Origin of the sequence: Paracoccus stylophorae, from assembly GCF_028553765.1 — a bacterium.
GTDB classification, from domain to species: domain Bacteria; phylum Pseudomonadota; class Alphaproteobacteria; order Rhodobacterales; family Rhodobacteraceae; genus Paracoccus; species Paracoccus stylophorae.
The window spans coordinates 2,614,520-2,638,458 of the sequence record NZ_CP067134.1 but is presented as its reverse complement, the minus strand read 5'-3'; the positions used below and the strand labels follow the sequence as shown (position 1 = coordinate 2,638,458).

Below are 23,939 nucleotides of genomic sequence, written 5' to 3'. Positions count from 1 at the left end.
GGTTAACCCTTCTTCAACCTCGCGCCGTCATAACCTTTCCTGCGGTACAGGCTGGGGAGCCGATGACCGCCAAAGGAGAAGTCGTCCCGGTCCCTGGCCGTCAACGCCCGACCCGCCGGAAGGCGGGAGGGGCCGGGACGCATCCTGTGCTTCTTCTTTGCACAAATACCCCGGCCCCGGCCCCGGATCGTGCGACGGTTCAGAATGCCTCGGCCTCCAGCGCCATGACGGGCTGTGCGCCGGACTGGATGCGGGCCAGATGCGTGGCCGTGATCGGCAACTGCCGCTGCATGTAGTAACGTCCGGTGATCAGCTTCGCCTTAAGGAAGTCTGCGTCGCCCTGGCCCGCCTCCAGCGCCTGTTGCGCGGCGGCGGCCATCCGCGCCCACATGAAGCCCAGCGCGACATGGCCGAACAGATGCATGAAATCATGGGACCCGGCCAGCGCATCGTTGGGGTTCTTCATGCCGCGTTCCATGAAGAAAGTCGCGGCGGTCTGCAGATCCTTCGACGCGGCTTTCAGCGGGGCCACGAAATCGTCGGCCAGCGTCGGGGTGCCGGCATGATCCTGACAGAACGACTTGACCTGGCTGAAGAACTCCATCACGTGCCGGCCGCCGTCCTGCGGCAGCTTGCGCGCCACCAGATCCAGGGCCTGGATGCCGTTCGCGCCCTCATAGATCATCGCGATCCGGGCGTCGCGGACCAGCTGGCTCATGCCGTGTTCCTCGATATAGCCGTGGCCGCCGAAGACCTGCTGGGCCTGCACCGTCGCGGCAAAGCCCTGATCGGTCAGGAACCCCTTGGCGACCGGCGTCAGCAGCGACACCAGCCCCTCGGCCTCGGCGTCGCCCTGATGGCCGCGGTCGATCAGATGCGCGCACCACAGAACCAGCGCCCGCGCACCTTCGACGAACGACCGCTGATCCATCAGGCTGCGGCGGATGTCGGGGTGAACGATCAGCGGATCGGCCGGTCCCGACGGGTTTTCGGTGCCGGTGGCCGCGCGGCCCTGCAACCGTTCGCGGGCATAGATCGCGGCGTTCTGGTAGGCCGCTTCGGCGCAGGCATAGCCCTGCATCGCCACGCCAAGACGGGCCTCGTTCATCATCGTGAACATCGCCCGCATGCCCTTGTGCAGATCGCCCAGCAGCCAGCCTTTGGCGGCGTCATAGTTCATCACGCAGGTGGCGTTGCCGTGGATGCCCATCTTGTCTTCCAGGCTGCCGACGCTGACATTGTTCCGCTCGCCCGGCGATCCGTCCTCGTTCACCAGAAACTTGGGCACGATGAACAGCGAGATGCCGCGCGTTCCCTCGCCGCCGCCCGGCGCCTTGGCCAGCACCAGATGGATGACGTTCTCGGCCATGTCGTGATCGCCGGCCGAGATGAAGATCTTCTGCCCGGTGATCAGATAGCTGCCGTCGTCCTGGGGTTCGGCCTTGGTGCGCAGCAGGCCCAGATCGGTGCCGCAATGGGGTTCGGTCAAGTTCATCGTGCCGGTCCATTCGCAGCTGACCAGCCGGGGCAGATAGGTCTGCTTCTGCGTCTCCGTGCCATGCGCGTGAATCGCCGAATAGGCGCCATGCGTCAGGCCCGGATACATCGCGAAGGCCATGTTCGCGGTCGAGAACATCTCGGCCGTGGCCGAACCGATGACATAGGGCAGCCCCTGCCCGCCATAATCGGGGTCGCAGTCCAGCGCGGTCCAGCCGCCCTGCCGCATGGCGTCGAACGCCTGCGCGAAACCGTCCGGCGTGCGCACGATCCCGTTCTCCAGCCGGCAGCCCTGCCGGTCGCCGACGCCGTTCAGCGGCGCCATTACCTCGCTGGCCAGCTTGCCCGCGGCCTCAAGGATGGCTTCGGTGAAATCGGGGTCCAGATCCGCGTGGCCGGGCAGGCCCGAGTCCGGGATGTTCAGAAGATCCTGCAACACGAATTGCAGATCGCGAACGGGGGGGGAATAGCTGTGCATCTGTTGTCTTATCCTGTGGACGTGTCGTCGTCGGGCAGGGCGGCAAGCCGCGCCTCGGCATCGACGATCTGGGTCTTCAGTTCTGCGATCGCCTCGCTCAGTTCGGCATGCTGGCGTTCCATGTCCGCCAGCCTTTCGCGGCCGACGGCCACGGTGGCCGCGATCTGGGTGCGATTCGTGCCGCCGGGCTCATAGATCTCAAGCAGCTGGCGCATCTGTTCCAGGCTGAACCCGAAACGCTTGCCGCGCAGGATCAGCGTCAGCCGGGCCCGGTCGCGCCGGTCGTAAAGCCGGTGCTGGCCGCGGCGTTCGGGAAAGATCAGTTCGCGCGCCTCGTAGAAACGCAGCGTGCGCGGGGTGACGCCGAAGGTCTCGCACATCTGGCGAATTGTCATCAATTCGTCGGGCATGACGTCCAGCTCCTCCTTCTGTCCAGCATGAGCCTTGCAGACCATATAGGGTCTACTTGACGCGAACGTAAGCAAGACGCTGCGTCACGATGTCGGGTGGCGGGATCGCCGTCTCAGTCGCGGTCCTGCACCGCCTGCGCGGTCCGGTCGCGCAGGGATTCCAGATCGGCGCGGGCCGCCTGCAGATCCGCGATCTGGTCGTCCAGCACCTTCAGCTGCCGGTCCGCCAGGGCCAGCCAGACCTCGTGCTGTTCGCGGCTGCCCTTTTCCTCATAGATCATCAGCCATTGCCGGATCTCTTCCAGCGAAAAGCCAAAGCGGCGGCCGCGCAGGATCAGCGTCATGCGCGCGACGTCGCGGGGGCGATAGAACCGCGCGCGCCCGTCGCGGTGCGGGCTGAGCAGTTCGATATACTCGTAATACCGCAGCGTGCGCGGGGTGACATCGAAGCGCGCGCACATCTCCTTGAAGCTGACAAGCTGTTCGTCGGACATCCGGCTTCTCCGCGACGTTCGTTTCCGGTGGCAGGCTAGCGGGTCGCTCCGCGCTTCTCAACCGTCACGTGAAGACGGCGCGGAACCTCCGCCCCGAACGGGCGCGCGCCAGCATCGTCGCGGCAGGGCTTGAGCATGACCCGGTGCCGGGGCTAATGCTGTCTCACACGCAACGGAGACGCAGCATGTCCGCCAACGACGACGAGTCACAGGAACAGCAGGACCGCGCGCGCATCACGCAGCAGTTCATCGACGCGATCCCGCATGCGCGCGCCCTGGGGATGCGGGTGGACGAGTTGGGGCCGGCGCGGGCGGTGATCAGCATGCCCTGGGCCGCGCATCTGGTGGGCGATCCGCGCCGCGAGGTGGTGCATGGCGGCGTCGTCTCGGCGCTGATGGATACGTGCTGCGGGGCGGCGGTGATCATGCATCCGGCGGCGCCCCGTTCGACGGCGACGATAGATCTGCGCATCGACTATATGCGGTCGGCCGCGCCGCGACAGCGGATCACGGCGCGGGCCGAATGCTATCACATGACGCGCAGCGTGGCGTTCCTGCGGGCGGTCGCGATGGACGAGGATGGCGACAACCCCGTCGCCACCGCCACCGGCACCTTCACGGCCGAGAGGTGAGGCGGATGGACCGCAACGAGCCCTTGCACCGCATCAAGTCGCGCCGCGATGCCGCGCTGAACGCGCTGGTCACGGGCGTCCCCTACATGAGCTGGCTGGGCATCCGCTTTGACCGGCGCGGGGATGAGCTGACCGCGGTGCTGCCCTTCGACGAAAAGCTGATCGGCAACCCGATGCTGCCGGCGCTGCATGGCGGGGTGACGGCGGCGTTCCTGGAAATGACGGCCATCGTGGAACTGTCCTGGTCCGCCATCTGGGAGGATCTGGAATCGGGCCGCATCGCGCCCGACGCCGCCGTGCCCGACAGCCTGCCACGGCTGCCCAAGACCATCGACTTCACCGTCGATTACCTGCGCAGCGGGCTGCCGCGCGACGCCTATGCCCGCGCGCGGGTGGTGCGGTCGGGGCGGCGCTATGCCTCGGTCCATGTCGAGGGGTGGCAGGACAACCGCGCACGGATGTTTGCGCAGGCAACCGCGCATTTCCTGATGCCCCAGGGCTGAGGCATGCAGAACCCGACGGTCCCGCTGACGCATCGGCGGGTGCTGAACATCGCGCTGCCCATCGTGCTGTCGAACGCGACCATCCCGCTTCTGGGGCTGGTCGATACCGGCGTGGTCGGCCAGCTTGGCCGGCCCGAGCCGATCGGCGCGGTGGGGATCGGCGCGGTCATCCTGGCCTCGATCTACTGGATCTTCGGGTTTCTGCGGATGGGCACGTCGGGTCTGGTGGCCCAAAGCCACGGCGCGGGCGACGGCGCGCAGGTCGGCGCCCATCTGCTGCGCGCGCTGACCATCGCCGCGGTCGCCGGGCTGGCATTCGTGCTGTTGCAGGTGCCGCTGTTCTGGGCCGCGTTCCGTCTGGCCCCCGCCAGCGCCGGGGTCGAGGATCTGGCGCGCGACTATCTGGCGATCCGCATCTGGGGCGCGCCGGCCACCATCGGGCTTTATGCCATCACCGGCTGGCTGATCGCGGTCGAACGGACGCGCGGCGTGCTGGCGCTGCAACTGGTGCAGAATGGGCTGAACGTGGCGCTGGATCTGTGGTTCGTGCTGGGGCTGGGTCTTGGCGTGGCCGGGGTGGCGTGGGCGTCGCTGATCGCGGAATGGTGCGGTCTGGGGCTGGGGCTGTTCATGGCGCGCCACGTGCTGCGCGCCGCCGTCGCGGCCGCGCGCAACCTTGCCACGCTGTTTGCCCGCGACAAGCTGGACCGGCTGCTGCGCGTCAATGGCGACATCATGATCCGGTCGGTGCTGTTGCAGGCCAGCTTCACGACCTTCCTGTTTCTTGGCGCGGCGCATGGCGATGTGACGCTGGCCGCCAATCAGGTGCTTGTGCAGTTTCTGTCGATCACCGCCTTCGCGCTGGACGGGTTCGCCTTTGCCGCCGAAAGCCTGGTCGGGCAGGCGGTCGGCGCGCGCCGGCCGGAACGGGTCCGGCGGGCGGCGATCCTGACCTCGCAATGGGGGATCGGCGGCGCGCTGATCCTGGCGCTGATCTTCTGGTCTGGCGGGGCGGCGATCATCGACCTTCTGACCAACGCCCCCGCCGTCCGGGTCGAGGCGCGGCAATATCTGGTCTGGGTCGGTCTGGCGCCGCTGATCGGCGTCGCAGGCTGGATGTTCGACGGCATCTTCATCGGCGCCACCCTGACCCGAGAGATGCGCAACGCCATGGTGCAGGCGGTCGCGATCTATGCGCTGGCGATCGTGGCCCTGCCGCCGCTGATCGGCAATCACGGGCTGTGGGCGGCGCTGATCACCCTCAACATCGCGCGCGGCGTGGCGATGGCGCGACTGTATCCGCGGGCCGAGGCCGCGGCTTTGCCCGCCGGCTGACGGCACGCGTCGCGGCGCCGTCCCTTCAGCCGGCGGCGGCCGGGGCGTCGTCGGGTTTCGGCGGGACGGTGAACACGCCCTCGATCATGCCGTCATCGCTGTGCGTACGCGCGCCCAGCGCACGGACCAGCGCCCGCATGCTGTCATTGCCCGGCACATACAGGATGCGGATCGTGCCGATCCCGGTGCGGCGCGCGACCAGAACCAGGGCCAGGCTCAGCATCTTGCCGATGCCCATATGCTGGAACGGACGCTCGACCGAGATTGCCAGCTCCGCCTGATCGCCCGCCGCGTTCGGCACCAGCTCTCCGACGCCGCGCAGCACGCCCTCGACGAAAGCGCCGAAGATCCAGGCCCGGCTCCAGTCCAGATCGCGGGAATAGGCGGCGATGGCCTTGTCCGACATCGACGCGTTGAACCGCGCGCGGCGATCCTCGGGCGTCAGGCGCAACAGATGCGCGGTGTGCAGCGGCCGGTCCCGCGCCAGCAGACCTTGCAGGCGCACGCAGGGCGCGGCCTCCTGCGGCGCGGCGCGGTCGTCATCGCGGGTCGGGCGTTGCGTCTCGGTGGCGGAAAACGGCATGGTCAGGGTCTGGCAATCCGATTTTTCTGTGGCGCAGCGCATGGATGCTGCATGGCAGAAAGATGGGTCCGGTCCCGGCGCGGATCAAGCCGATCCGGTCGGAACGCCGCGTCGTGGCACGGCCCGGCACGCCGCCGCCGCTGCGTCATTTGCGGGCCTTGCGCCCCTTCTGCCACGGCGCGCCCCATTGCAGCCAGATCGCGGCCAGCCACCACAGCGTCAGCATCGCCCACAGATCGACCAGCAGCTTGCGCAGCACATGCTGATCGGGCGGGTTGACCTGGAACGCGTCGCCCAGCACCGACAGCAGCACACAGGCGATAAAGGACCACAGCCCGCCCCGGCCGATCTGTTGCAGCCCGACGCCGATGCGGGTCGCGGCCAGCCGTTCCATGATACCGGCCAGCGGCACCGCGACCAGCCAGCTTGCGGCAAGGATCGCCAGATAGCGGGTGCCGTCCAGCCGCCATTTGTCGATCGAGCCATAGACAAGCTTCAGCGCGTTGCGCAGGGGCAGGGCCGGCTCTCCGATCTGCGCGGCGATGATGATGGTCGATCCGAACAGGAACATCGCCCACGCCACGATCGTGATCAGCCGCGCATGGGGCAGCAGGACCGGCATCAGGCGCTGACGGAACAACCCCATCGCCACGCCCGAAAAGAACAGCATCTGCCAGCCGAACGGATTGAACAGCAACCCGCCATCGCTGTGATTGGGAACAAGCCGGTTCAACACCGGCGCAAACCACCACATCGCCACCGAAGCTGCGGCAAAGCTGAACGGAAAGCGCAGCATCAGCGGCACCAGCAGCGGGGCCGAGGCGATCAGCACGACATAGACGGCCAGCACGTCCAGCAGGTTGGGTTGCAGCCACATCGTCGCCAGCACGCCCAGATAGCCCCACGGATTCTCGACCACCCAGTGCGCATACTGGTTCCAGATCGCGGTGTGCTTCAGGCCCGCATGCAGCAGCGCCGCCGACAGCAGCGCCATGATCAGCCCGCCCACCACCAGCGCGCGCCAGACCTCGAACGCGCGGCGGGCAAAGCGCCATTGCGCGGCCCGCCGCCCCTCGTTCCGCTCCACGCCTTGCCAGACCAGACCGACCAGGAACCCCGACAGCAGCACGAACAATTCCGCCGCATCGAAGATCGCGAAATTCGCCAGCGTGTATTCGCGCAGCGCCGAGGCCGGCATGTGGTCCAGCATGATGCAGACCAGAGCATAGCCGCGCAGCATGTCTAGGGCGATCAGGCGTTTCATGGCGCGTGTTGTCCTGCGGCCGACGGCTCACGCCGGCAGGCGGCTCCAGCGTTCGAGAAGGGCGGGATCGAGAATCAAAGCCTCGGTTTCGTCCGCGTCCAGAAACCGCAGCGCCTGGGCGCGGGTTTCGGCGTGGGCGATCTTGGCCTCGGCGGTGATGCGCGTCAGCCGGTCGTTTTCGGCCAGGTCGGCGGGCAGGTCGGCGGGGGGTACCAGCATGGCAAGGTGACGGCGGCGCGCGTCGGGGTCGTCTGCCAGTTGCAGGATCGCCCCGTCGCCCTCGACCGGGCGGGGCAGGGCGCGGGTCGCGGCCAGCGCGTCGGACAGAATCGGCGGAAAGCTGCGTTCCTCGGGCGTGACCAGCAGCCCGCGCATCCGCGCCCATCGCCCGAAGACCGGGCTGGCAGACAGCCGCGATGTCAGCGGCGACAGGATCAGCCCGGCCAGGATCGGCGACAGCCAGATCAGTTGCGGCGGCGAAAACTGCGCCAGCACCAGCAGCGTGCCGACCCCCAGCAGGACGTGACCCCAGTGCCGCGCGATCACCACGCCCCAGCCGGGCATCGACCCGGCGCGGACCTGCGCGTTCCAGCCGCTGTCGCGGCCGCGCAGGATATCCAGGATCTGCCGGGTCTGGATCAGCATCTGCACCGGCGCGATCAGCGCCGACAGCAGGATCTCGAACAGCGCGCTGGCGAAGATCCGCACCGGCCCGCCCGAGGCGCGGGCCAGGGGGCGCGCCCAGGCGCGAAAGGTGGCGATCAGCTTGGGCAGCAGCAGCAGCGTCATCGCGGCGATGAACAGCCACAGCATCCGGCGCGCGTCGAAGACCGGCCAGTCGGGGAAAAGCTGATAGGCGTTGGGAAAATATTCCGGCGTGGACAGCAGCACCGTGGCCGACAGCGCCAGACCCACCAGGATCAGCGCCAGCCACAGCGGGCTCATCAGGAAGCCCAGGATGCCGATGACGAAATGGACGCGACTGATCGCGCAGGCGCCGCGCATGGTCAGCAGGCGCGCATGTTGCAGATTGCCCTGCGCCCACCGGCGTTCGCGCACCGCCATGTCCAGCAGCGTCGGCGGCCCGCCCTCATAGCTGCCGCGCAGATCGTGGTCCAGCCGCACCTTCCAGCCGGCCCGGCACAGCGCCGCCGCCTCGACGAAATCGTGGCTGAGGATGGTTCCGCCGAAGGGCGGGTTGCCCGGCAGGCGCGGCAGGCCGCAGGCACCGGCGAAGGCGCTGACGCGGATGATGGCGTTGTGGCCCCAGTAATTGCCGCTGTTGCCCGACCACGCCGCGACGCCGCGGGCGATCATCGGGCCATAGACGCGGCCCGCGAACTGGGTCAGCCGGGCAAAGATCGTCTCGCCCCCGACCAGCATCGGCATGGTCTGGATCAGCGCCAGATCGGGATCGGCCTGCATCCGCGCCGACAGGGCGCGGATCGTCGCGCCGGTCAGCACGCTGTCGGCGTCCAGCACCACCATCTGGTCATAGCGCCCGCCCCATCTGCGCACGAAATCGGCCACGTTGCCGGATTTGCGGTCGTCATTCGTCAGCCGGCGGCGATACCAGATCGGCAGGGGCGCGGCCTCGCGCGCGGCGGCGACGGCCAGCGTCTCGTTCACGGTCACGTCCGGGTCGCGGCTGTCGGACAGCACGAAGATTTCGGTGCGGTCGCCCATCCCCTCGCGGTCCAGATCGCGGGCCAGCGCGATCAGCAGGCCGATGCTTTTGCCGGCATCCTCGTGATAGACCGGCATGACGACGGCGATGCGCGCCGGGTTCGGCCCCTGCGGCGTGCGCAGGCGCGGCGCGAACAGCCCCGCGATCATGGCGCAGAACGAGAACCCGACCCAGGCAAAGGTCGGCACGAACAGGACCAGCAGCGCCCACTGCATCGGGGTGGGCCGGTCGCCGAACGACGCCCACATCTGCAGGAACCCGGTCACGGCCAGCGCCGCGGTGCCGCCGAACGCGATCAGCCGCGCCGCATGGACGCGCCAGCCTTCGGGCTTGCGGCTGCGGCGGGTGGCGGGCGGGGCGCGGAAATCCTGGATCGGCATGGCCAGCGGCGCATCGGGCGGCACGGCCGCGACCGGCGGGCAAAGGGCGGCGCTGTCCACCTTCATTCCGTCCAGCGCGCCAGCCAGCTTTCGCTGAGCGCCATGCCGTTGCCGTCGGTCAGCAGCGCCTGAAGATCGGCCAGCGCGGCACCGCCCGGATCGAACTCGAACGCAAGGCGCAGGACGCGCTGCTCCGGCAACGGTTTCAGATAGGCATGAACGATGCTGCCGGCCGAGGTCGTGACCTTGGATTCGGGCATCTGGTCGCCAAAGGGCGACATGTCGAAATCGACGACATAGGTGCGCGTGGATTCGACATTGATCGACCGGCCGGACCGGACCTGTCGCACCTTGGCCAGCGGCACATCGTTCGGCGGCAGCGGCGCGAAGCCGAGAAGATAGCGGAATTCGTGACGTTCGCCCTTGGCCATCGGCTGCTTGGGCAGCCAATAGCTGACGATGTTGTCGTTGAACTCGTTCTCGACCGGGATTTCGATCAGCCGCACCTCGCCCTCGCCCCAGTCGCCCTGCGGCTGGATCCAGGCCGAGGGGCGCAGATGATACATCGCCTCGGCGTCCTGATAGTCTGTGAAGTCGCGGTCGCGCTGGATCAGGCCGAATCCGTCGGGATTGCTGTCCACGAAGGACGAGATCTGAAGGTTCTTGTGCGAGGCCAGCGTCCGCCACAGCGCCTGACCGGCGCCGGTATGCATCTGCAACCCGTTGCTGTCATGCACGGCGGGCCGGTAATCGTCCACGTTGCGGCGGCTGGCCGGGCCGAACCAGAACATCGAGGTCAGCGGCGCGATGCCTGTCTCGCGCAGCTCGACCCGCGGAAAGATCGCCAGCCGCGTCCGGATCGTCGTCGCAGCACCCGGATTGACGTCGAACTGGAACGCGGCGGTCAGCGACTTGCTGTCCAGCAGGGCGTGGATGCGCACCCGGTCCGAACCGGCGGCGGGTTCGTGGATCCAGAAATCGGTGAACAGCGGAAATTCCTCGCCGTCGGGACTGCCGGTCTTGATCGTCAGGCCGCGCGCCGACAGCCCGTACAGCGTGCCGCGCGCCACGGCGCGGAAATAGCTGGCCCCCTGGAACACCAGAAATTCGTCCATCACGCCGGGACGGTTCAGGATCGTGCGCAGCCGGAACCCCGACCAGCCCATCTCGCCCCTGGTCTCCAGATCGGCGCCCTCGGGAAATTGCGAGGGGTCGAACTCCAGCAGGCGCGGATCGAATTCCAGCTTCTGCGGGGTGCCGTTGCGGACGATGCTGATATTGACCGGCTCGTAGAAGATCGACCCGGGCGGCAGCAGGTCCATCCCGAAAAGGCCATTGTCCTTCAGCGGGTCGTGTTCGCGGCGAAACCGGATCGCGCGATAGCGGTCATAGTTCAGATCCGCAAAGCTGCCGACCAGATCGGCGACGGGTTGCTTGTAGACGCGGGTGGCGCGTTCCTGCGCCAGCGTCGCGACATCCTCGAAATCGAAGCCGGACACCGTAGGCGCGGATGCGGTCGCGGCGCCGTCGGCGGCGATCTGGGCATGGACACGCGTGACAGCCAGCGAACTGCCGGCGACCACCGCAGTCGCGGCATGGAGAAATTGACGACGCTTCATAACCGCAGATTTATGCCAGAAAACCCGGTCACTATATGGTCCGCCCGACAGCGCAGCAAGCCGCAACGCGCATCCCCGAACTCGCCCGCCGCTTGTGTCGGCAGCGGCTTGCCGGGCGCGTTCGGCGCTTTCGTGCCGATGGCGTCTATTGCCGCGCCAGCCATTCGGTCACCGGGCGGCGCAGATTGGTCAGGCCGTTACCCTCGGCCTCGTCGATAAGACGGCGCAGATCGGCGATCGAGACGCGCCGGATCAGATGCTTGACCGGCCCGATCGAGGCGGGACGCATCGACAGCCGCCGGATGCCCAGCGCGGCAAAGGTCAGCGCCTCGACCGGGCGGCCGGCATCCTCGCCGCAGAAGGACAGCGGCACCCGCGCCTCTTCGCAGCGCGCCACGATCTGGCGCAGCAGCGCCACGAACGATGCGTTCATCGTGTCATAGCGGCGGCGCACGCGTTCATTCTCGCGGTCGGCGGCAAAAAAGAACTGTTTCAGGTCGTTACCGCCGATGGACACGAAATCGCACATCTCGAAGAACTTGCGCGGGGCAAACGCCATCGACGGGGTCTCAAGCATCGCGCCCACCCGGACATCGGTCGGCATCTGGTGGCCCAGCCGCCTTTCGCGCGCCAGTTCCTGCATCAGGATGCGATAGGCGTCCTCGTATTCGGTCATGTCCGCGATAAAGGGGAACATGACGTGCAGCGGACGGCCCTGCGCCGCGCGGATCAGCGCCTGCAACTGCATCCGCAGCACGCCTCGCTTGTCCAGCCCGACGCGGATCGCGCGCCAGCCCATCGCCGGGTTGGGTTCGTCCTGCGGCTTCATGTAGGGCAGGACCTTGTCCGACCCGATATCCAGCGTGCGAAACATCACCGGCCGGCCCATCGCCCGGTCCATCACGTGACGATAGATATCGGCCAGCTCGCCCCGGCGCGGCACATGGTTGCGGACCAGGAATTGCAGCTCGGTCCTGAACAGCCCGACGCCTTCCGCGCCCGATCCCTCCAGCGAGGGCAGATCGGCCATCAGCCCCGCGTTCATGTAAAGCTGGACCGTGGTGCCGCAGGTGCCGGTGGCGGGCAGGGTGCGCAGATCGGCATAGCGGCTTTGCGCCTCGGCCTGCATCGCCATCTTGTCGCGGAACGCCGCCGCCACCGCGTCCTCGGGGCGCAGATGCACCACGCCCTGATCGCCATCGACCAGGATCGGGTCGCCGTTCAGCGCCTCGGACGTGATCCGTTCGGCATGGATGACCAGCGGAATCGCCAGCGCCCGCGCCACGATGGCGGCATGGCTGCCGACCGACCCTTCCTCAAGCACGACGCCCTTCAGGCGGCGGCCGTATTCCAGCAGATCGGCGGGGCCGATATTGCGCGCGACCAGGATCGGCTGATCGGGCATCTGCGCGCCGGTATCGGTGCCTTGCCCGGTCAGGATTCGCAGCAGCCGGTTCGACAGATCGTCCAGATCGTGCAGCCGGTCGCGCAGATAAGGATCGGTCGCCATCTCAAGCCGGGCGCGGGCGGCGGATTGTTCCTTTTCCACCGCCGCCTCGGCCGACAGGCCAAGCTGGATGTTCTCCTCCATCCGCTTCAGCCAGCTGCGCGAATGGGCGAACATGCGATAGGTTTCCAGCACCGCCATGTGATCGCCCTCGCCGCCCATATCGGCGGCGGCGACCATCGAATCGACCCGCTGGCGCAGCCGGTCCATCCCCTCGTGCAGGCGCGCCCGTTCGGTGTCGGGATCGTCGCCCACCGGGTTGGCGATCACGACGCGCGGCTCGTGCAGCCAGACCCGCCCCTCGGCCGCCCCCTCTTGCGCGGTGGTGCCGCGGAACATCAGCGGGAAACGGTGCGATTGCGGCAGGCAGTCGGACTGGCTGCCCTGAAAGGCGCCCAGCTCGGTCATCTCGGCCAGGACCATCGCCACGACTTCAAGCCCGTAGATCTCGTCCTCGCTGAACTGGCGCGCATCGCTGCACTGCACGACCAGCACGCCCAGCTTTTCACCGACGCGCTGGATCGGCACGCCCAGAAAGCTGGGAAACACCTCTTCGCCGGTCTCGGGCATGAAGCGGAAACCGGGTTCGGAGGGCGCGTCGCCCGTGTTCACGAACCGCCCCGTGCGCGCCACGCGGCCCACCAGCCCCTCGCCCAGCCGCAGCCTTGTCTTGTGGACCGCCTCGGGGCGCAGCCCTTCGGTGGCGCACAGTTCCAGCGTCTCGGCGTCGCGGAACAGATAGATCGAGCAGACCTGCGTTCCCATCGAATCGGCGATGTGATGGGTGATCTGGTCCATCCGATGCTGGCCGTCGCCCGGCGCGGCCAGAATGTCCTTCAGCCGTCTCAGCAGCTTGCGTGAATCGCTGTCCTTGCGGTCTTGCATCGCGGGCCTGCCTTTGCTGTCGCGATGGCCACGCGGGCCGGCGTCGTTCCCAGGCTGTCTCAGGCCGCTTCCAGGCCGAAGGCATCATGCAGCGCCTGCACCGCAAGTTCCATATATTTGCGGTCGATCAGCACCGAAATCTTGATCTCGCTGGTGGCGATGACCTTGATGTTGATGTTCTCGTCGGCCAGCGCCTTGAACATGGTGGCGGCCACGCCCGCCGCGCTGCGCATGCCGATGCCCACCACGCTGACCTTGGCCACCTCGGTATCCGCGATCAACTCGTCATAAGCGACCGTGCCGGCGGCCCGCGCCTCTTCCATGGCGCGCTTGGCGCGTTCCACCTGGTTGATCGGGACCGAGAAGGTCATGTCGGTGACCGACCCCTTGTGATGCTCGAAGTTCTTTTCCGAGATGTTCTGCACGATCATGTCCACATTCACGCCCGCCTCGGCCAGCGGCGCGAAGATCCCGGCCGAGACGCCGGGACGATCCTCGACCGTGACCAGGGTGATCTTGGCCTCTTCGCGCGAATAGGCGACCCCGTTGACGACTTTCGATTCCATGATTTCACCCTCATCGCAAACCAGCGTGCCCGAGTTTTCGTCCGTGTCCTCGAACGAGGACAGCACGCGCAGACGCACCTTGAACCGCATCGCCAGCTCGACCGAGCGGGTCTGCAACACCTTGGCGCCAAGGCTGGACAGTTCCAGCATTTCCTCGAACGCGATCCGGTCCAGCTTGCGCGCCTTCGAGGTGATGCGCGGGTCCGTCGTATAGATCCCGTCCACATCCGTATAGATGTCACAGCGTTCCGCCCCGAATGCGGCGGCAAAGGCCACCGCCGTCGTATCCGACCCGCCGCGCCCCAGCGTCGTGATGCGCCCGTCCGGGGCCAGCCCCTGGAACCCCGCGATCACGGCGACGCGGAAACCTTCGGCGAATTTCTGGTCCAGATTGGCGCGCGGGATGTCCACGAACCGCGCCGCCGAATGCACCGCAGTCGTGTTGATCGGCACCTGCCAGCCCTGCCAGCTGCGCGCGGGCACGCCCATGTCCTGCAAGGTCAGCGCCATCAGCCCGGCGGTCACGTTCTCGCCCGAACTGACCACCGCGTCGTATTCGCGCGCGTCGAACATGGCCGAGGTCTGTTCGACCCAGCCCACAAGCTCGTTGGTCTTGCCCGACATCGCGCTGACGATGACGATCACGTCATAGCCGCGCTCGACCTCGCGCTGCACCTTGCCGGCGGCGTTCCTGATCCGGTCAAGATCGGCCACCGACGTGCCGCCGAATTTCATCACCAGAAGCGGCATCGCAGGCCCCCAGCCTCACAGTTGTTGGTCGGCGCGGCTTTTATGTGGGGGGTGGGGAAAGGGCAAGGGAAAACGCGGCGGCAGCGGCCAGCGGGTCGCCGCCGATGGCGCGGCCGGAACCGTCTCAGTTGGCCTTCTGGCGCGGGATGAAGGGCAGGGGCGCGACCGGCACGCCATCCTCGATCAGCTTCTTCGCATCCTCGGGCCGCGCCTCGCCGTGGATCGAGCGGTGCGCGCTGCGCCCTTCATGCATGGCGCGCGCCTCATCGGCAAAGCGTAGCCCGACATAGTCCGAGTTCCGCTCGACATGCTCGCGCATTTTCTTCAGCAGCGCCTCGGCGGGGTTGCGCGGGCCGGTCAGCGGGCGCGGCGCGCGGTCGCTGTCCCGGGGCACCGATGGCGCCATCAGGGTTTTCTCGACCCGCTGCGATCCGCAATCGGCGCACGCGACCTGACCCGCCTGCCGCATCGTCTCGAAACTCTCGGACGAGCGGAACCAGCCGTCGAAATCATGCCCATTCTCACAGCGCAGCGTATAGCGGATCATCCTCAATCCCCGGTGAACTTTCCTGTTATATCGGGTCGTCAGGGCGCGTTCGCAAGATCGCGCAGCCGCGCGATGAGGGGCGCGGGGTCGCCCGCGCGCGCAATCAGGACCGCCCGCGCCGCATCCCCCATCGCATGCGCCCGTGCCGGATCGCCGGTCAGCCCGGCCAGACGATCGGCCAGACTGCCCGCGTCGGTCAGAACGGCGGCATCCCGGTCGTGCAGCGCGGCATAGGCGTCGGTGAAATTGCCGATATGGGGACCGTGCAGGATCGCGCAGCGATGGGCGGCGGGTTCCCATGGCGTGTGACCGCCCTTGTCGACCAGCGAGCCGCCAACGACGCAGATCGCCGCGCGCCCATACCAGCGATCCATCTCGCCCAACGTGTCGGCCAGCAGGACCGGGCCATCCGCGTGACCCTGGGACCGGCGCAGGACTTGCAGGCCGCGCGCCGCGATCAGCGCCGCCACCGCGTCCGCGCGCCTTGGATGACGGATCGCCAGGATCAGCCGCAGATCGGGGCGTGCTCGCCGCGCCGCAAGCCAGCCATCCAGGATCGCCGCCTCTTCCCCCTCATGGGTCGAGGCGGCCAGAACGGTCCTGTCGCGCAGGTCCGTGTCGCGCGGCGGCGTCACCCGCGCGGGCGTCAGCAGCTTCAGGTCCAGCCCCGGCAGAACCGCATCGTCGCGCAACCCCAGCCGGCGCAGCCGCGCCTCGCTGGCCGGGTCCTGCGCCGACAGCGCCGCGATGCGCGACAGCATCGGCCCGATCACGCGTGGCAGCCGCGCCCACAACGCCGCCGAGCGTTGCGACATCCGCGCCCCGATCACCGTCTGATGGACCCCACGCTGCGCCAGGATGCGCGACCGCAGGGGCCAGAATTCGCTTTCCAGCGTCAGCTGCATGCGCGGGCGCACCGCGTCCAGAAACCGGCCCAACGCGCCCGGCATGTCCAGCGGCGCCAGCCGCGCGGCAAACCCCCAGCCCGCGGCCATCTGACGCCCGGCCTCGGTGTTGGCGGTCACCAGCACCGGCAGATCGGCGGCCAGCGCCTCGATCACCGGCCGGGCCGAGGTCAACTCGCCCACCGACGCGCCGTGAACCCACAGCCGCGCCGGGTCGGGGAGGGGCCCCGTCACCAGCCTTTCGCGCAGCGCCGCCGATCCGCCAAGCCGCGCCCGCGTGCGCAGCGCGGCCTCGGCGACACGGGTTGAGACGGCATAAAGCAATCGACTGTCTCCGCAGGATCGGGATATCGACCGCCAGCAGCGCCGCTTTTCACGCCGATTTCAAGACCGGAATCGGCGGAAACCGCGCGGCGATGCTGCTGGGTCGGTCAAGCAGGCGCACAGGATGTCCAGAACACGGATGGAGGTGGGTATCGGAATCGAACCGATCTTCACGGATTTGCAATCCGGTGCGTAACCACTCCGCCAACCCACCGCCGCGCCATGCGCCGCTGCGGTTTAGCGGCTTCGGGCCAAGGACGCAAGATGGCGCGTTTCGGGATTTGCCGTGCCGCGATGACGTGGCGCGGGTCGCCGGTCTCAGCGACCGGTTTCCAGCATCACGCCGATCATTCCCCCCTCACCGATATCGCCCTCGGCGGGTTCTTGCCACGACATGGTGTGTTGAACGACAGGCTTCACCCCCTCCATGCGCGTGGGCGTCACGTCAAGGGTGCTGCCGATATCAAGGGGCGGTCTGTCCTCGGACCACAACAACAGATGCTTGAGTTGCTTTGCGCGCAGCCGGCCGTCGGGGTTGATCTGGGCAGAGAAGGGACCGATCTCGGTGCCGCCGGACCGAAACATGATCGCAGGCTCGGACCGGCTTGAAATAAGAAAGCATGCCAACAGCCGCCCTGTCGCCGTGAAGCGCAATGGTGATGACAGAGGATGGATGTCGCAGGTCATCAGACGGTTTTTGAACTGCGTTCCCCCCGCACCGTCCGGGCAAACGAGTTTCAGATCGCGGTCAGCGAAACGCTGCCGGGTTCGCGCGGCCCCGTCTGGCACGCGGGCACGATCGGCTTGCGCCATAACCGCGTCCGCGACGGCAGGCAGGAATCCTGTCGCGGTCGAATAATGCGGCTCGTCCTTGTAAAGCGTCGAGGTGTCGAGATGCGAAAAGCCCTCGCGCCAGAACTGCCGCAGGTCCAGAGGGATCAGCCGATGCGCCGCAAGCGTCTCAGCCAAGCGTCGCCGATACGCGTTGTCCTCGTTCGCGCCCGCCTCGCTCCGGTTGTGCATGATCAGCGGCAGGACGCGATACGACCGACGCGCGCACAGTTCCAGCAACCATTCAAGGTGATGCAGCATCGCCGCCGACGACCGCAGGCGGGTGAAGTAATTCGACTCGTTCAGTGCGTATTCCCACACGATCACCGGGTCTTCCGGCAACTCGGTGCAGGACAGCAGCCGATAAAGACCCATGGCCGTGGTTGCGGCACCGATGCTGAGGTTCAGGATGCCATCGGAATTCGGATGGATCGCCTTCAGCCGATCCACCCAGCCATCGGTCAACAGGGAATTCGAGCCGCCGAGGATCACGATGGAGGGAACCGTTCGCCTGATACGCATCGCAGCCTGATCCTGTCTGTGGTTCGCCGGAATTGTGTCGGAAAATTTGCTTATCGGGTCAAGATGCAGGTCGCGCCCGCCATTCCGGGCACGGATCGCAATTCACCCCCGCATGACCGGCGTTGCCCGTCTTTCGGAATCGTGGCAATAAGCGTTCACAAGCAGGTCGCAGAGGTTCCCGAAATGACCGATTACGCCGCGCGGCGCACGATGATGGTGGACACCCAGGTCCGTCCAAGCGATGTCACGAAATTCCCGGTGATCGAGGCGATGCTGGCGATCCCGCGGGAAGATTTCGTGCCGCCTTCGCGGCGAAGCGTCGCCTATTCGGGGAAGAACCTGGATATCGGCCATGGCCGGGTCATGCTGGAGCCGCGGACCCTGGCCAAGATGGTCGATTTTCTGGACATCCAGCCCGACGATCTGGTTCTGGATCTGGCCTGCGGCTATGGATACTCCTCGGCCGTCATGGCGCGGATGGCCGAAGCCGTCGTCGCCATCGAGGATCACGAGGAACTGGCGGCCGAGGCCGAACGGCGGCTGTCCGAGGCGGGCGTCTTCAACGTCGCCGTGCTCAGCGGTCCGCTGGCCCAGGGCGCGCCCAAGCAGGGACCCTATGACGTGATCCTGATCGGCGGCGCCGTCGAAGAGGTGCCGCCCGCCATCGTCGAGCAGCTGAAAGAGGGCGGACGCATCGCCGCGCTGTTCCTGGAAGGCGCGCTGGGCGTCGTCCGGATCGGCCACAATCTGAACGGCCGGGTCAGCTGGCGCTATGCGTTCAACGCTCATGCGCCGCTGCTGGACGGGTTTTCCAGGGAACGGGGGTTCAGCCTGTGATCTTCGCAAGACCGCTTCGCCGCCTTGTCGGCACCGCCGCCATCGTGCTGTGCACCGCGCTGCCCGCCGCCGCCGAATCGCTGGCCGATACGCTGGTCGCGGCCTATCGCCACTCGGCCCTGATCGAACAGAACCGCGCCGTGCTGCGCGCCGCCGACGAGGATGTCGCAAGCGCCGTGGCGCAGTTGCGGCCCGTCGTGCAATGGGTGCTGGAACACAATGTCCAGCGCAACGAGGGCACCACGACCACGCGGACCACATCGCTGCAACTGGGCGCGCAGATCACGCTGTATGACTGGGGCCGCTCGCAATTCGCCATCGACGGGGCGAAGGAACAGGTTCTGGCGACGCGGCAGGCCTTGCTGGGCGTCGAACAGGACATTCTTCTGAACGCGGCGCTGGCCTATTTCGACATCTGGCGGGCCAAGGAACAGGTCGCGCTGCAACAGAACTCGGTCGAGGTGCTGTCGCGCGAACGTCAGGCGGCGCAGGACCGTTTCGACGTGGGCGAGATCACCGTGACCGACGTCGCGCTGGCCGATGCGCAGCTGGCGCAGACGCGCGCCGCGCTGGTCGCGGCCCAGGGCGACCTCGAGGTTGCGCGCGAAGCCTATATGGCGGCGACCGGGCGTCGCCCCGGCACGCTCAGCGGGCCGCCGCCGCTGCCCAGACTGCCGGCATCGGTCGATGCGGCGCGGGCGGTGGCGCAAAAGACCCATCCCGCGATCCTGCAGGCGCAGCGTCAGGCCGCCGCGGCGGAACTGGGCGTGCTTGCCGCGGCCGCCGAACGCCGTCCGACCCTGTCCGCCAATGCCGGCGTCGGCGTGACGCGCGGGCCCGACAGGTTCGGCGAATATGACGACCGCGTCGGCGCGTCGGCGGGGCTGAACCTCAGCCAGACGATCTATTCCGGCGGCCGTCTGCCTTCGGCCCATCGCCGGGCGATGGCGCAGCGCGATCAGGCGCGGTCCGCGTTGCTGAACACCTCGCGGCTGGTCAGCCAGAATATCGGCGAATTCTGGGCCAATATCGACGTCGCCCGCGCCCAGATCGGGGCGCTGGATTCGCAGATCTCGGCGGCGCAGCAGGCCTATGACGGCGTCCGGGAAGAGGCGATGCTGGGCGCGCGCACCACGCTGGACGTTCTGGATGCCGAACAATCGCTGCTGCAGGCGCGGGCCGACAAGATCTCGGCCGAGGTCAATCTGCAATTAGCACATTATCAACTTCTGTCCGCTATGGGTCATCTGACGGTAGAACACCTGAACCTGGGGATTCCGACTTATGACCCATCGCAATACTACAACGCCGTGCGCAACGCGCCCTATACCAGCCGACAGGGCGAAAGCCTCGACCGGGTCCTGCGCGCGCTTGGCAAGGGAAACTGACGCTTTCGTGAAAGGGGGGCGGCATGGCTGATCATCGCGCCTCCCCGAACGCCGCCCGCCTGTCCGAAGATATCGGCGACGTCCTCAGCGCCATCCGCCGCCTGATCGCCGAGGATGAGGGGCTGACCCCGCCCCGCGACCGGCCCGATACCCCGCCCGACGCGCCGACAATCGACGAGGATGCCGGCGAATTCCTGGCGCGGCGGCATGGCGGCAACGCGGCGCTTGCCCGTCGGCTGGTGGGCGACGGCGATGCCGCAGGACGCGCGCTCCAGCGACCCGCCGATCTGGCGGCCGCGCTGTGTCGTGCGTCCGATGCGGCCGGGCAGGATGGCGATCCGTGGCCCTTGGGTCAGGCCGCCAACGATCCCGGCGCGGCGCGGCCCCGGCCGGTCATCCCCGAAACGCCGATCCCCAACACCGCCCCGCCCCCGCAGCGCGACGCGCGACCGGGTGATCGGGCGGCGCAGGACGGCTCCGGCGCGCCCGCTGCCGCACATGCGCTGCGCAGCGTGCCGTCCGTGAAGATGCCGCAGGATGGCGAGGCGGTTCCGCTGCGCCTGGATGCCTCGCGCCGGGTAGAGGCGGCGCGCGAAGAAGGCGGCTGGCGCGGCTGGCTGCGCTCGCGCCCCAGAACGCCTGCGCCTGTCCCGGAAACCGTCGCCGCGACACCGCCTGCCCGGACCTCTGTTGACGACAACGATTTCGCCGAGGCTTTCGACTGGAAGGCGCGCATGCGCCCCGACCTGCCCGCGCCTGTGCAGGACCTTGCCCCCGCGGCCGCAGCGCATCCGGCAGAGGACGACACGCAGGACGACAGCGCGGTTGCAGACATCCCCGCACCCGACTTTGCCGAGGTTCTCGACGCGGTCACCCGCGCCGATGCCGCAGGCGAGCCGCAGCAGCCGCAGCCCCCTGCCGACGCGGTCGCAACGCAGGACGATGCGGGTCTTGCCGCGCAGCTTTCCGAACAGCGCATCCGCGATCTGCTGCGCGACATGATCCAGGAGGAATTGCACGGCGAACTGGGCGAACGGTTCTCGCGCAATCTGCGGGCGGTGATCCGGCGCGAGGTTGCCGCCGCCATCGACGATCAGCTGGATCGTCTCTAAGCCTTTCGGGGCGGCGCGCCGCCGGTGCGCCCCCCGCCTGTCTGCCCGCGCGGGCCGTGATCTAACGCAGATAATCCTCGGGGTCGACGCTTTCGAAGCCGCGCCGCACCTCGAAATGCACAAAGCCGCTGTCGCCCGCCGTGCCCAGGGCCTGTCCCGCCGAAAGCTGGTCGCCCTTCGACACGTCAAGCCTGTCCAGCCCGGTATAGACTGTCATCAACCCGTCGCTGTGGCGCACGACGACGATGGGCACATTCGCGGTGTCGCGGGTGATCGCGGCGACGGTCCCGCTGCCGGCGGCCTTGACCGGCGTGCCGGACGGCGCGGCCAGGTCGATGCCGTCATTCTTGCCCTTTTCATAGACGCGGATGATCGCGCCCGATACCGGCATCTGGAACCGTCCGCTGCCCGAGGCCGCCGTGCGCGTCGCGCCCAGATCGGTCTGCGGCGCCTTGGGTGCGGGGGTGGCGGCGGGGGTCGTATCCTCTTTCGGCAGCGGCTCGGCCGCCGATGGCGGTCGCGGCGTCGGGCTGCCGCTGCCCGGCGCGGTGGTGACGCGCGCGGGATCGGGCGCGCTCTGGCCTGCGACCGGGATCATCAGCCGCTGGCCGACCCGCACGCTCATGGATGCGGGCAGACCGTTCCAGGCGGCCAGATCGCCCACGCTGACCCCGTATCTGCGCGAGATCGACCAGGCGGTCTCACCCGCCGCCACGACGTGCTGGCGCGGCTGGGCGGTGGCGGTGGCGGTGGCGGTGGCTTGGGTGTTGCCGGCCGACTGCGCCAGGGTGGCGTCGGTCCGGCCCGGCACCTGCGGCCGCGCCGTGCTCTGACCGGCGAAGGGATCGTTGACCAGCCCGGTTCCGCCGCCCGCAGGCGTGCCGCCCGCGACCCGCCGCGGCAGGACCAGCGACGCGCCGGGGTCCAGCGGCGCGGCCGGCGGCAGGGCGTTGTGGCGGGCCAGTTCGGCCGCATCCAGCCCCAGACGCGCGGCGATGGTGGCGGGCGTGTCGCCCTGCCGCGCGATGGCGACCTGATAAGCGGGAAACGAGATCACGCCCCGGCTGTCGGGTTGCGGACGCGGCGTCGCCTGCGCGGCGGCGTCCGCCGTGTTCAGCGCACCGGGCATCCAGCGGCGCAGATCGGGGTCGAAGCCGCCCCCCGGACCGCACGAGGCCAGCAGCGAAAGGGCGGCGCAAGCGCCGATGCCACGCGTGGAAAACCTGCTCATCCTGTTTGTCCTCAACCTGCCTGATGCGCGGCCGGAGGTCATGTCTGTCCCAACCCCTCGACCAGCGGCACGAACCGCACCTGCCGCAATTCGTCATAGTCGAACCCGGCCTCGGACCGGGTCACGCGGATCAGCGTCTGCACCGCGTCCGATTGCCCGACCGGAACCACCATGATACCGCCGATCTTCAGCTGTGCCAACAGCGGTCCGGGCGGGTCCTCGGCCGCGGCGGTCACAAGGATGCGGTCGAACGGCGCCTGATCGGGCAGGCCGCGCGATCCGTCGGCCACCTGCGCGGTGATGTTGTGCAGGTCCAGCTGGCGAAAGATCGCCTCGGCCTCCTGCACCAGCCGGCGGTGGCGATCGACGGTATAGACGCGCCGGCACAGCCCCGACAGCACCGCCGCCTGATAGCCCGATCCGGTCCCGATCTCCAGCACCGTGTCGCGCGGGCCGGGGTTCAGCGCCTGGCTCATCAGCCCCACGACCGAGGGCTGGCTGATCGTCTGCCCGCACGGGATCGGCAGCGGCGTGTCGTCATAGGCCCGGTCCGAGAACTGTCCGCGCACGAACAGGCCGCGGTCGATCCGCTCCATCGCCTCCAGCACGCGCGGATCGGTCACCCCGCGCGAGCGCAGCTGGAACATGAAGCGCATCTTGCGCTCGGCCGCGGGGTCGGTTTCGTCGTCCGGCCCGCTCATCCGGGTTCACCGGCTTCGGCCACGCAGGGGGCGGCGGCGCCGTTCAGCGCCCGCGCCAGCCCGTCCAGCGAGGCGTGGCAGGTCAGATCGGCGCGCATCGGCGTCACCGACACATAGCCTTCCATGTTGACGGCGACGTCGCTGCCGGCCCGCGCCGGCGCCTGCTGCGATCCGCCCGACACCCACATGAAGCGCCGCCCGTTCGGCGCCTCATAGGGCACGACGCCGAACCGCGCGCCCTGACGGCGGCCTTGCGGGGCCACGCGCACGCCGCGCACCTCGGCCGAGGGGCAGGGCGGAAAGTTGACGTTGTAGAACAGCCGGAAATCCTCGTCCGAGGTCCAGTCGCCGTGATCCAGCAGCCGCTGGATCACGGCCGCGCCATGGGTGCGGGCGGCTTCGAACGGATCGGCCAGATCGGCCGTGCGCGGCCCCAGATATTGCGACAGCGCAACGGCGGGCAGACCCTGCAACGCCGCCTCCATCGCGCCGCCCACCGTGCCCGAATACATCGCGTTCTCGCCCGAATTGTTGCCCCGGTTCACGCCCGACAGCACCAGATCGGGCGGCGTTCGGGCCATCACGTCGGCGATGGCCGCCAGCACGCAATCGGCCGGGCTGCCCTCGGCGGCATAGCGGCGTTCGGACAGGCGCGCGATCATCGTCGGGTGGGTATAGCTGATGCAGTGTGCCACGCCCGACTGCTCGAACGCGGGCGCGACGGTCCAGACCTCGCCCTGCGGGCCGGCCAGCTGCCCCGCGATCTGCGACAGCACCTCGAGGCCGGGGGCGTTGATGCCGTCGTCATTGGTGATCAAGATGCGCATTGCGGCCCCGCGCGTTACATGCGCCCGCCGTGGACCGGCACGCGCCATTGCTGTCCTTTGCTTAGCGAGGCGCGGGGCGCGCTTCAACCCGTTGATGACCTGACCGAAAGCGGTTTGACGCGCC

21 protein-coding genes and 1 tRNA gene are annotated in these 23,939 nt (G+C 68.2%); 6 read left to right on the top strand and 16 right to left on the bottom strand.

Annotated features, from left to right (window positions below):
* Positions 1-199: 199 nt before the first annotated feature.
* From JHW45_RS12995 to JHW45_RS12985, 3 genes are all read right to left on the bottom strand, one after another.
* Positions 200-1,975 (bottom strand): acyl-CoA dehydrogenase C-terminal domain-containing protein, encoded by a 1,776-nt coding sequence (locus JHW45_RS12995; RefSeq protein WP_272858026.1) that lies wholly within the window; start codon positions 1,973-1,975, stop codon positions 200-202.
* Between the two features lie 8 nt (positions 1,976-1,983).
* Positions 1,984-2,385 carry a MerR family transcriptional regulator gene (locus JHW45_RS12990; protein ID WP_272858025.1) on the bottom strand — a complete coding sequence of 134 codons (402 nt, stop codon included), beginning with the start codon at positions 2,383-2,385 and terminating at the stop codon, positions 1,984-1,986.
* 113 nt (positions 2,386-2,498) lie between these two features.
* Complete coding sequence (locus tag JHW45_RS12985; protein WP_272858024.1) at positions 2,499-2,879, bottom strand: MerR family transcriptional regulator; 381 nt, start codon at positions 2,877-2,879, stop codon at positions 2,499-2,501.
* A 185-nt stretch (positions 2,880-3,064) separates the two neighbouring features.
* Here JHW45_RS12985 and JHW45_RS12980 point away from each other — a divergent pair, with 185 nt between their 5' ends.
* From JHW45_RS12980 to JHW45_RS12970, 3 genes are read left to right on the top strand one after another with little or no spacing between them, the layout of a single operon-like run.
* Positions 3,065-3,511, top strand: a complete 447-nt coding sequence (locus JHW45_RS12980) for a PaaI family thioesterase (RefSeq protein WP_272858023.1) — start codon at positions 3,065-3,067, stop codon at positions 3,509-3,511.
* Between the two features lie 5 nt (positions 3,512-3,516).
* Positions 3,517-4,014: a PaaI family thioesterase gene (locus JHW45_RS12975; RefSeq protein WP_272858022.1), complete on the top strand. Its 498-nt coding sequence runs from the start codon at positions 3,517-3,519 to the stop codon at positions 4,012-4,014.
* 3 nt (positions 4,015-4,017) lie between these two features.
* Complete coding sequence (locus JHW45_RS12970; RefSeq protein WP_272858021.1) at positions 4,018-5,349, top strand: MATE family efflux transporter; 1,332 nt, start codon at positions 4,018-4,020, stop codon at positions 5,347-5,349.
* A 25-nt stretch (positions 5,350-5,374) separates the two neighbouring features.
* Here the strand turns inward: JHW45_RS12970 and JHW45_RS12965 are convergent, their stop codons facing one another.
* The 10 genes from JHW45_RS12965 to JHW45_RS12920 form a co-directional block, all read right to left on the bottom strand.
* Positions 5,375-5,974 (bottom strand): GNAT family N-acetyltransferase, encoded by a 600-nt coding sequence (locus JHW45_RS12965; protein WP_272858020.1) that lies wholly within the window; start codon positions 5,972-5,974, stop codon positions 5,375-5,377.
* Between the two features lie 103 nt (positions 5,975-6,077).
* Positions 6,078-7,196: an OpgC domain-containing protein gene (gene opgC, locus JHW45_RS12960; RefSeq protein WP_272858019.1), complete on the bottom strand. Its 1,119-nt coding sequence runs from the start codon at positions 7,194-7,196 to the stop codon at positions 6,078-6,080.
* A gap of 27 nt (positions 7,197-7,223) precedes the next feature.
* Complete coding sequence (gene mdoH / locus JHW45_RS12955; protein ID WP_272858018.1) at positions 7,224-9,323, bottom strand: glucans biosynthesis glucosyltransferase MdoH; 2,100 nt, start codon at positions 9,321-9,323, stop codon at positions 7,224-7,226.
* 2 nt (positions 9,324-9,325) lie between these two features.
* A complete protein-coding gene (locus JHW45_RS12950) occupies positions 9,326-10,882 on the bottom strand; it encodes an OpgD/OpgG family glucan biosynthesis protein (protein WP_272858017.1) in 1,557 nt (518 codons plus the stop codon).
* Between the two features lie 145 nt (positions 10,883-11,027).
* Positions 11,028-13,274: a phosphoenolpyruvate--protein phosphotransferase gene (gene ptsP, locus JHW45_RS12945; protein ID WP_272858016.1), complete on the bottom strand. Its 2,247-nt coding sequence runs from the start codon at positions 13,272-13,274 to the stop codon at positions 11,028-11,030.
* Between the two features lie 59 nt (positions 13,275-13,333).
* The gene (locus tag JHW45_RS12940; RefSeq protein ID WP_272858015.1) at positions 13,334-14,590 is read right to left on the bottom strand and encodes an aspartate kinase; all 1,257 of its coding nucleotides are present in this window, start codon (positions 14,588-14,590) and stop codon (positions 13,334-13,336) included.
* A 124-nt stretch (positions 14,591-14,714) separates the two neighbouring features.
* Positions 14,715-15,137: a DUF1178 family protein gene (locus JHW45_RS12935; protein ID WP_272858014.1), complete on the bottom strand. Its 423-nt coding sequence runs from the start codon at positions 15,135-15,137 to the stop codon at positions 14,715-14,717.
* Positions 15,138-15,175: 38 nt separating this feature from the next.
* On the bottom strand, positions 15,176-16,366 hold the full coding sequence (locus tag JHW45_RS12930) for a 3-deoxy-D-manno-octulosonic acid transferase (RefSeq protein ID WP_272858013.1): 1,191 nt from the start codon (positions 16,364-16,366) through the stop codon (positions 15,176-15,178).
* 140 nt (positions 16,367-16,506) lie between these two features.
* A tRNA-Cys gene (locus JHW45_RS12925) sits at positions 16,507-16,580 on the bottom strand.
* A gap of 104 nt (positions 16,581-16,684) precedes the next feature.
* Entirely contained in the window at positions 16,685-17,719 is a 1,035-nt protein-coding gene (locus JHW45_RS12920) for a hypothetical protein (protein ID WP_272858012.1), read from the bottom strand.
* Positions 17,720-17,902: 183 nt separating this feature from the next.
* Between JHW45_RS12920 and JHW45_RS12915 the strand changes: the two genes are divergently transcribed.
* The 3 genes from JHW45_RS12915 to JHW45_RS12905 are packed head-to-tail and all read left to right on the top strand — an operon-like array spanning position 17,903 to position 21,056.
* A complete protein-coding gene (locus JHW45_RS12915) occupies positions 17,903-18,556 on the top strand; it encodes a protein-L-isoaspartate O-methyltransferase family protein (RefSeq protein ID WP_272858011.1) in 654 nt (217 codons plus the stop codon).
* Positions 18,553-19,944, top strand: coding sequence for a TolC family outer membrane protein (locus tag JHW45_RS12910; RefSeq protein ID WP_272858010.1), 1,392 nt, complete (start codon positions 18,553-18,555; stop codon positions 19,942-19,944). The genes JHW45_RS12915 and JHW45_RS12910 overlap by 4 nt, the downstream gene beginning before the upstream one ends.
* 23 nt (positions 19,945-19,967) lie before the next feature.
* A complete protein-coding gene (locus tag JHW45_RS12905; protein ID WP_272858009.1) occupies positions 19,968-21,056 on the top strand; it encodes a hypothetical protein in 1,089 nt (362 codons plus the stop codon).
* A gap of 61 nt (positions 21,057-21,117) precedes the next feature.
* On the opposite strand, the gene JHW45_RS12900 is transcribed toward JHW45_RS12905, so the two are convergent.
* The 3 genes from JHW45_RS12900 to surE are packed head-to-tail and all read right to left on the bottom strand — an operon-like array spanning position 21,118 to position 23,815.
* Positions 21,118-22,287, bottom strand: coding sequence for a peptidoglycan DD-metalloendopeptidase family protein (locus JHW45_RS12900; protein ID WP_272858008.1), 1,170 nt, complete (start codon positions 22,285-22,287; stop codon positions 21,118-21,120).
* Between the two features lie 38 nt (positions 22,288-22,325).
* Complete coding sequence (locus JHW45_RS12895; protein ID WP_272858007.1) at positions 22,326-22,988, bottom strand: protein-L-isoaspartate(D-aspartate) O-methyltransferase; 663 nt, start codon at positions 22,986-22,988, stop codon at positions 22,326-22,328.
* A complete protein-coding gene (gene surE, locus JHW45_RS12890; RefSeq protein ID WP_272858006.1) occupies positions 22,985-23,815 on the bottom strand; it encodes a 5'/3'-nucleotidase SurE in 831 nt (276 codons plus the stop codon). The genes JHW45_RS12895 and surE overlap by 4 nt, the downstream gene beginning before the upstream one ends.
* Positions 23,816-23,939: the final 124 nt, after the last annotated feature.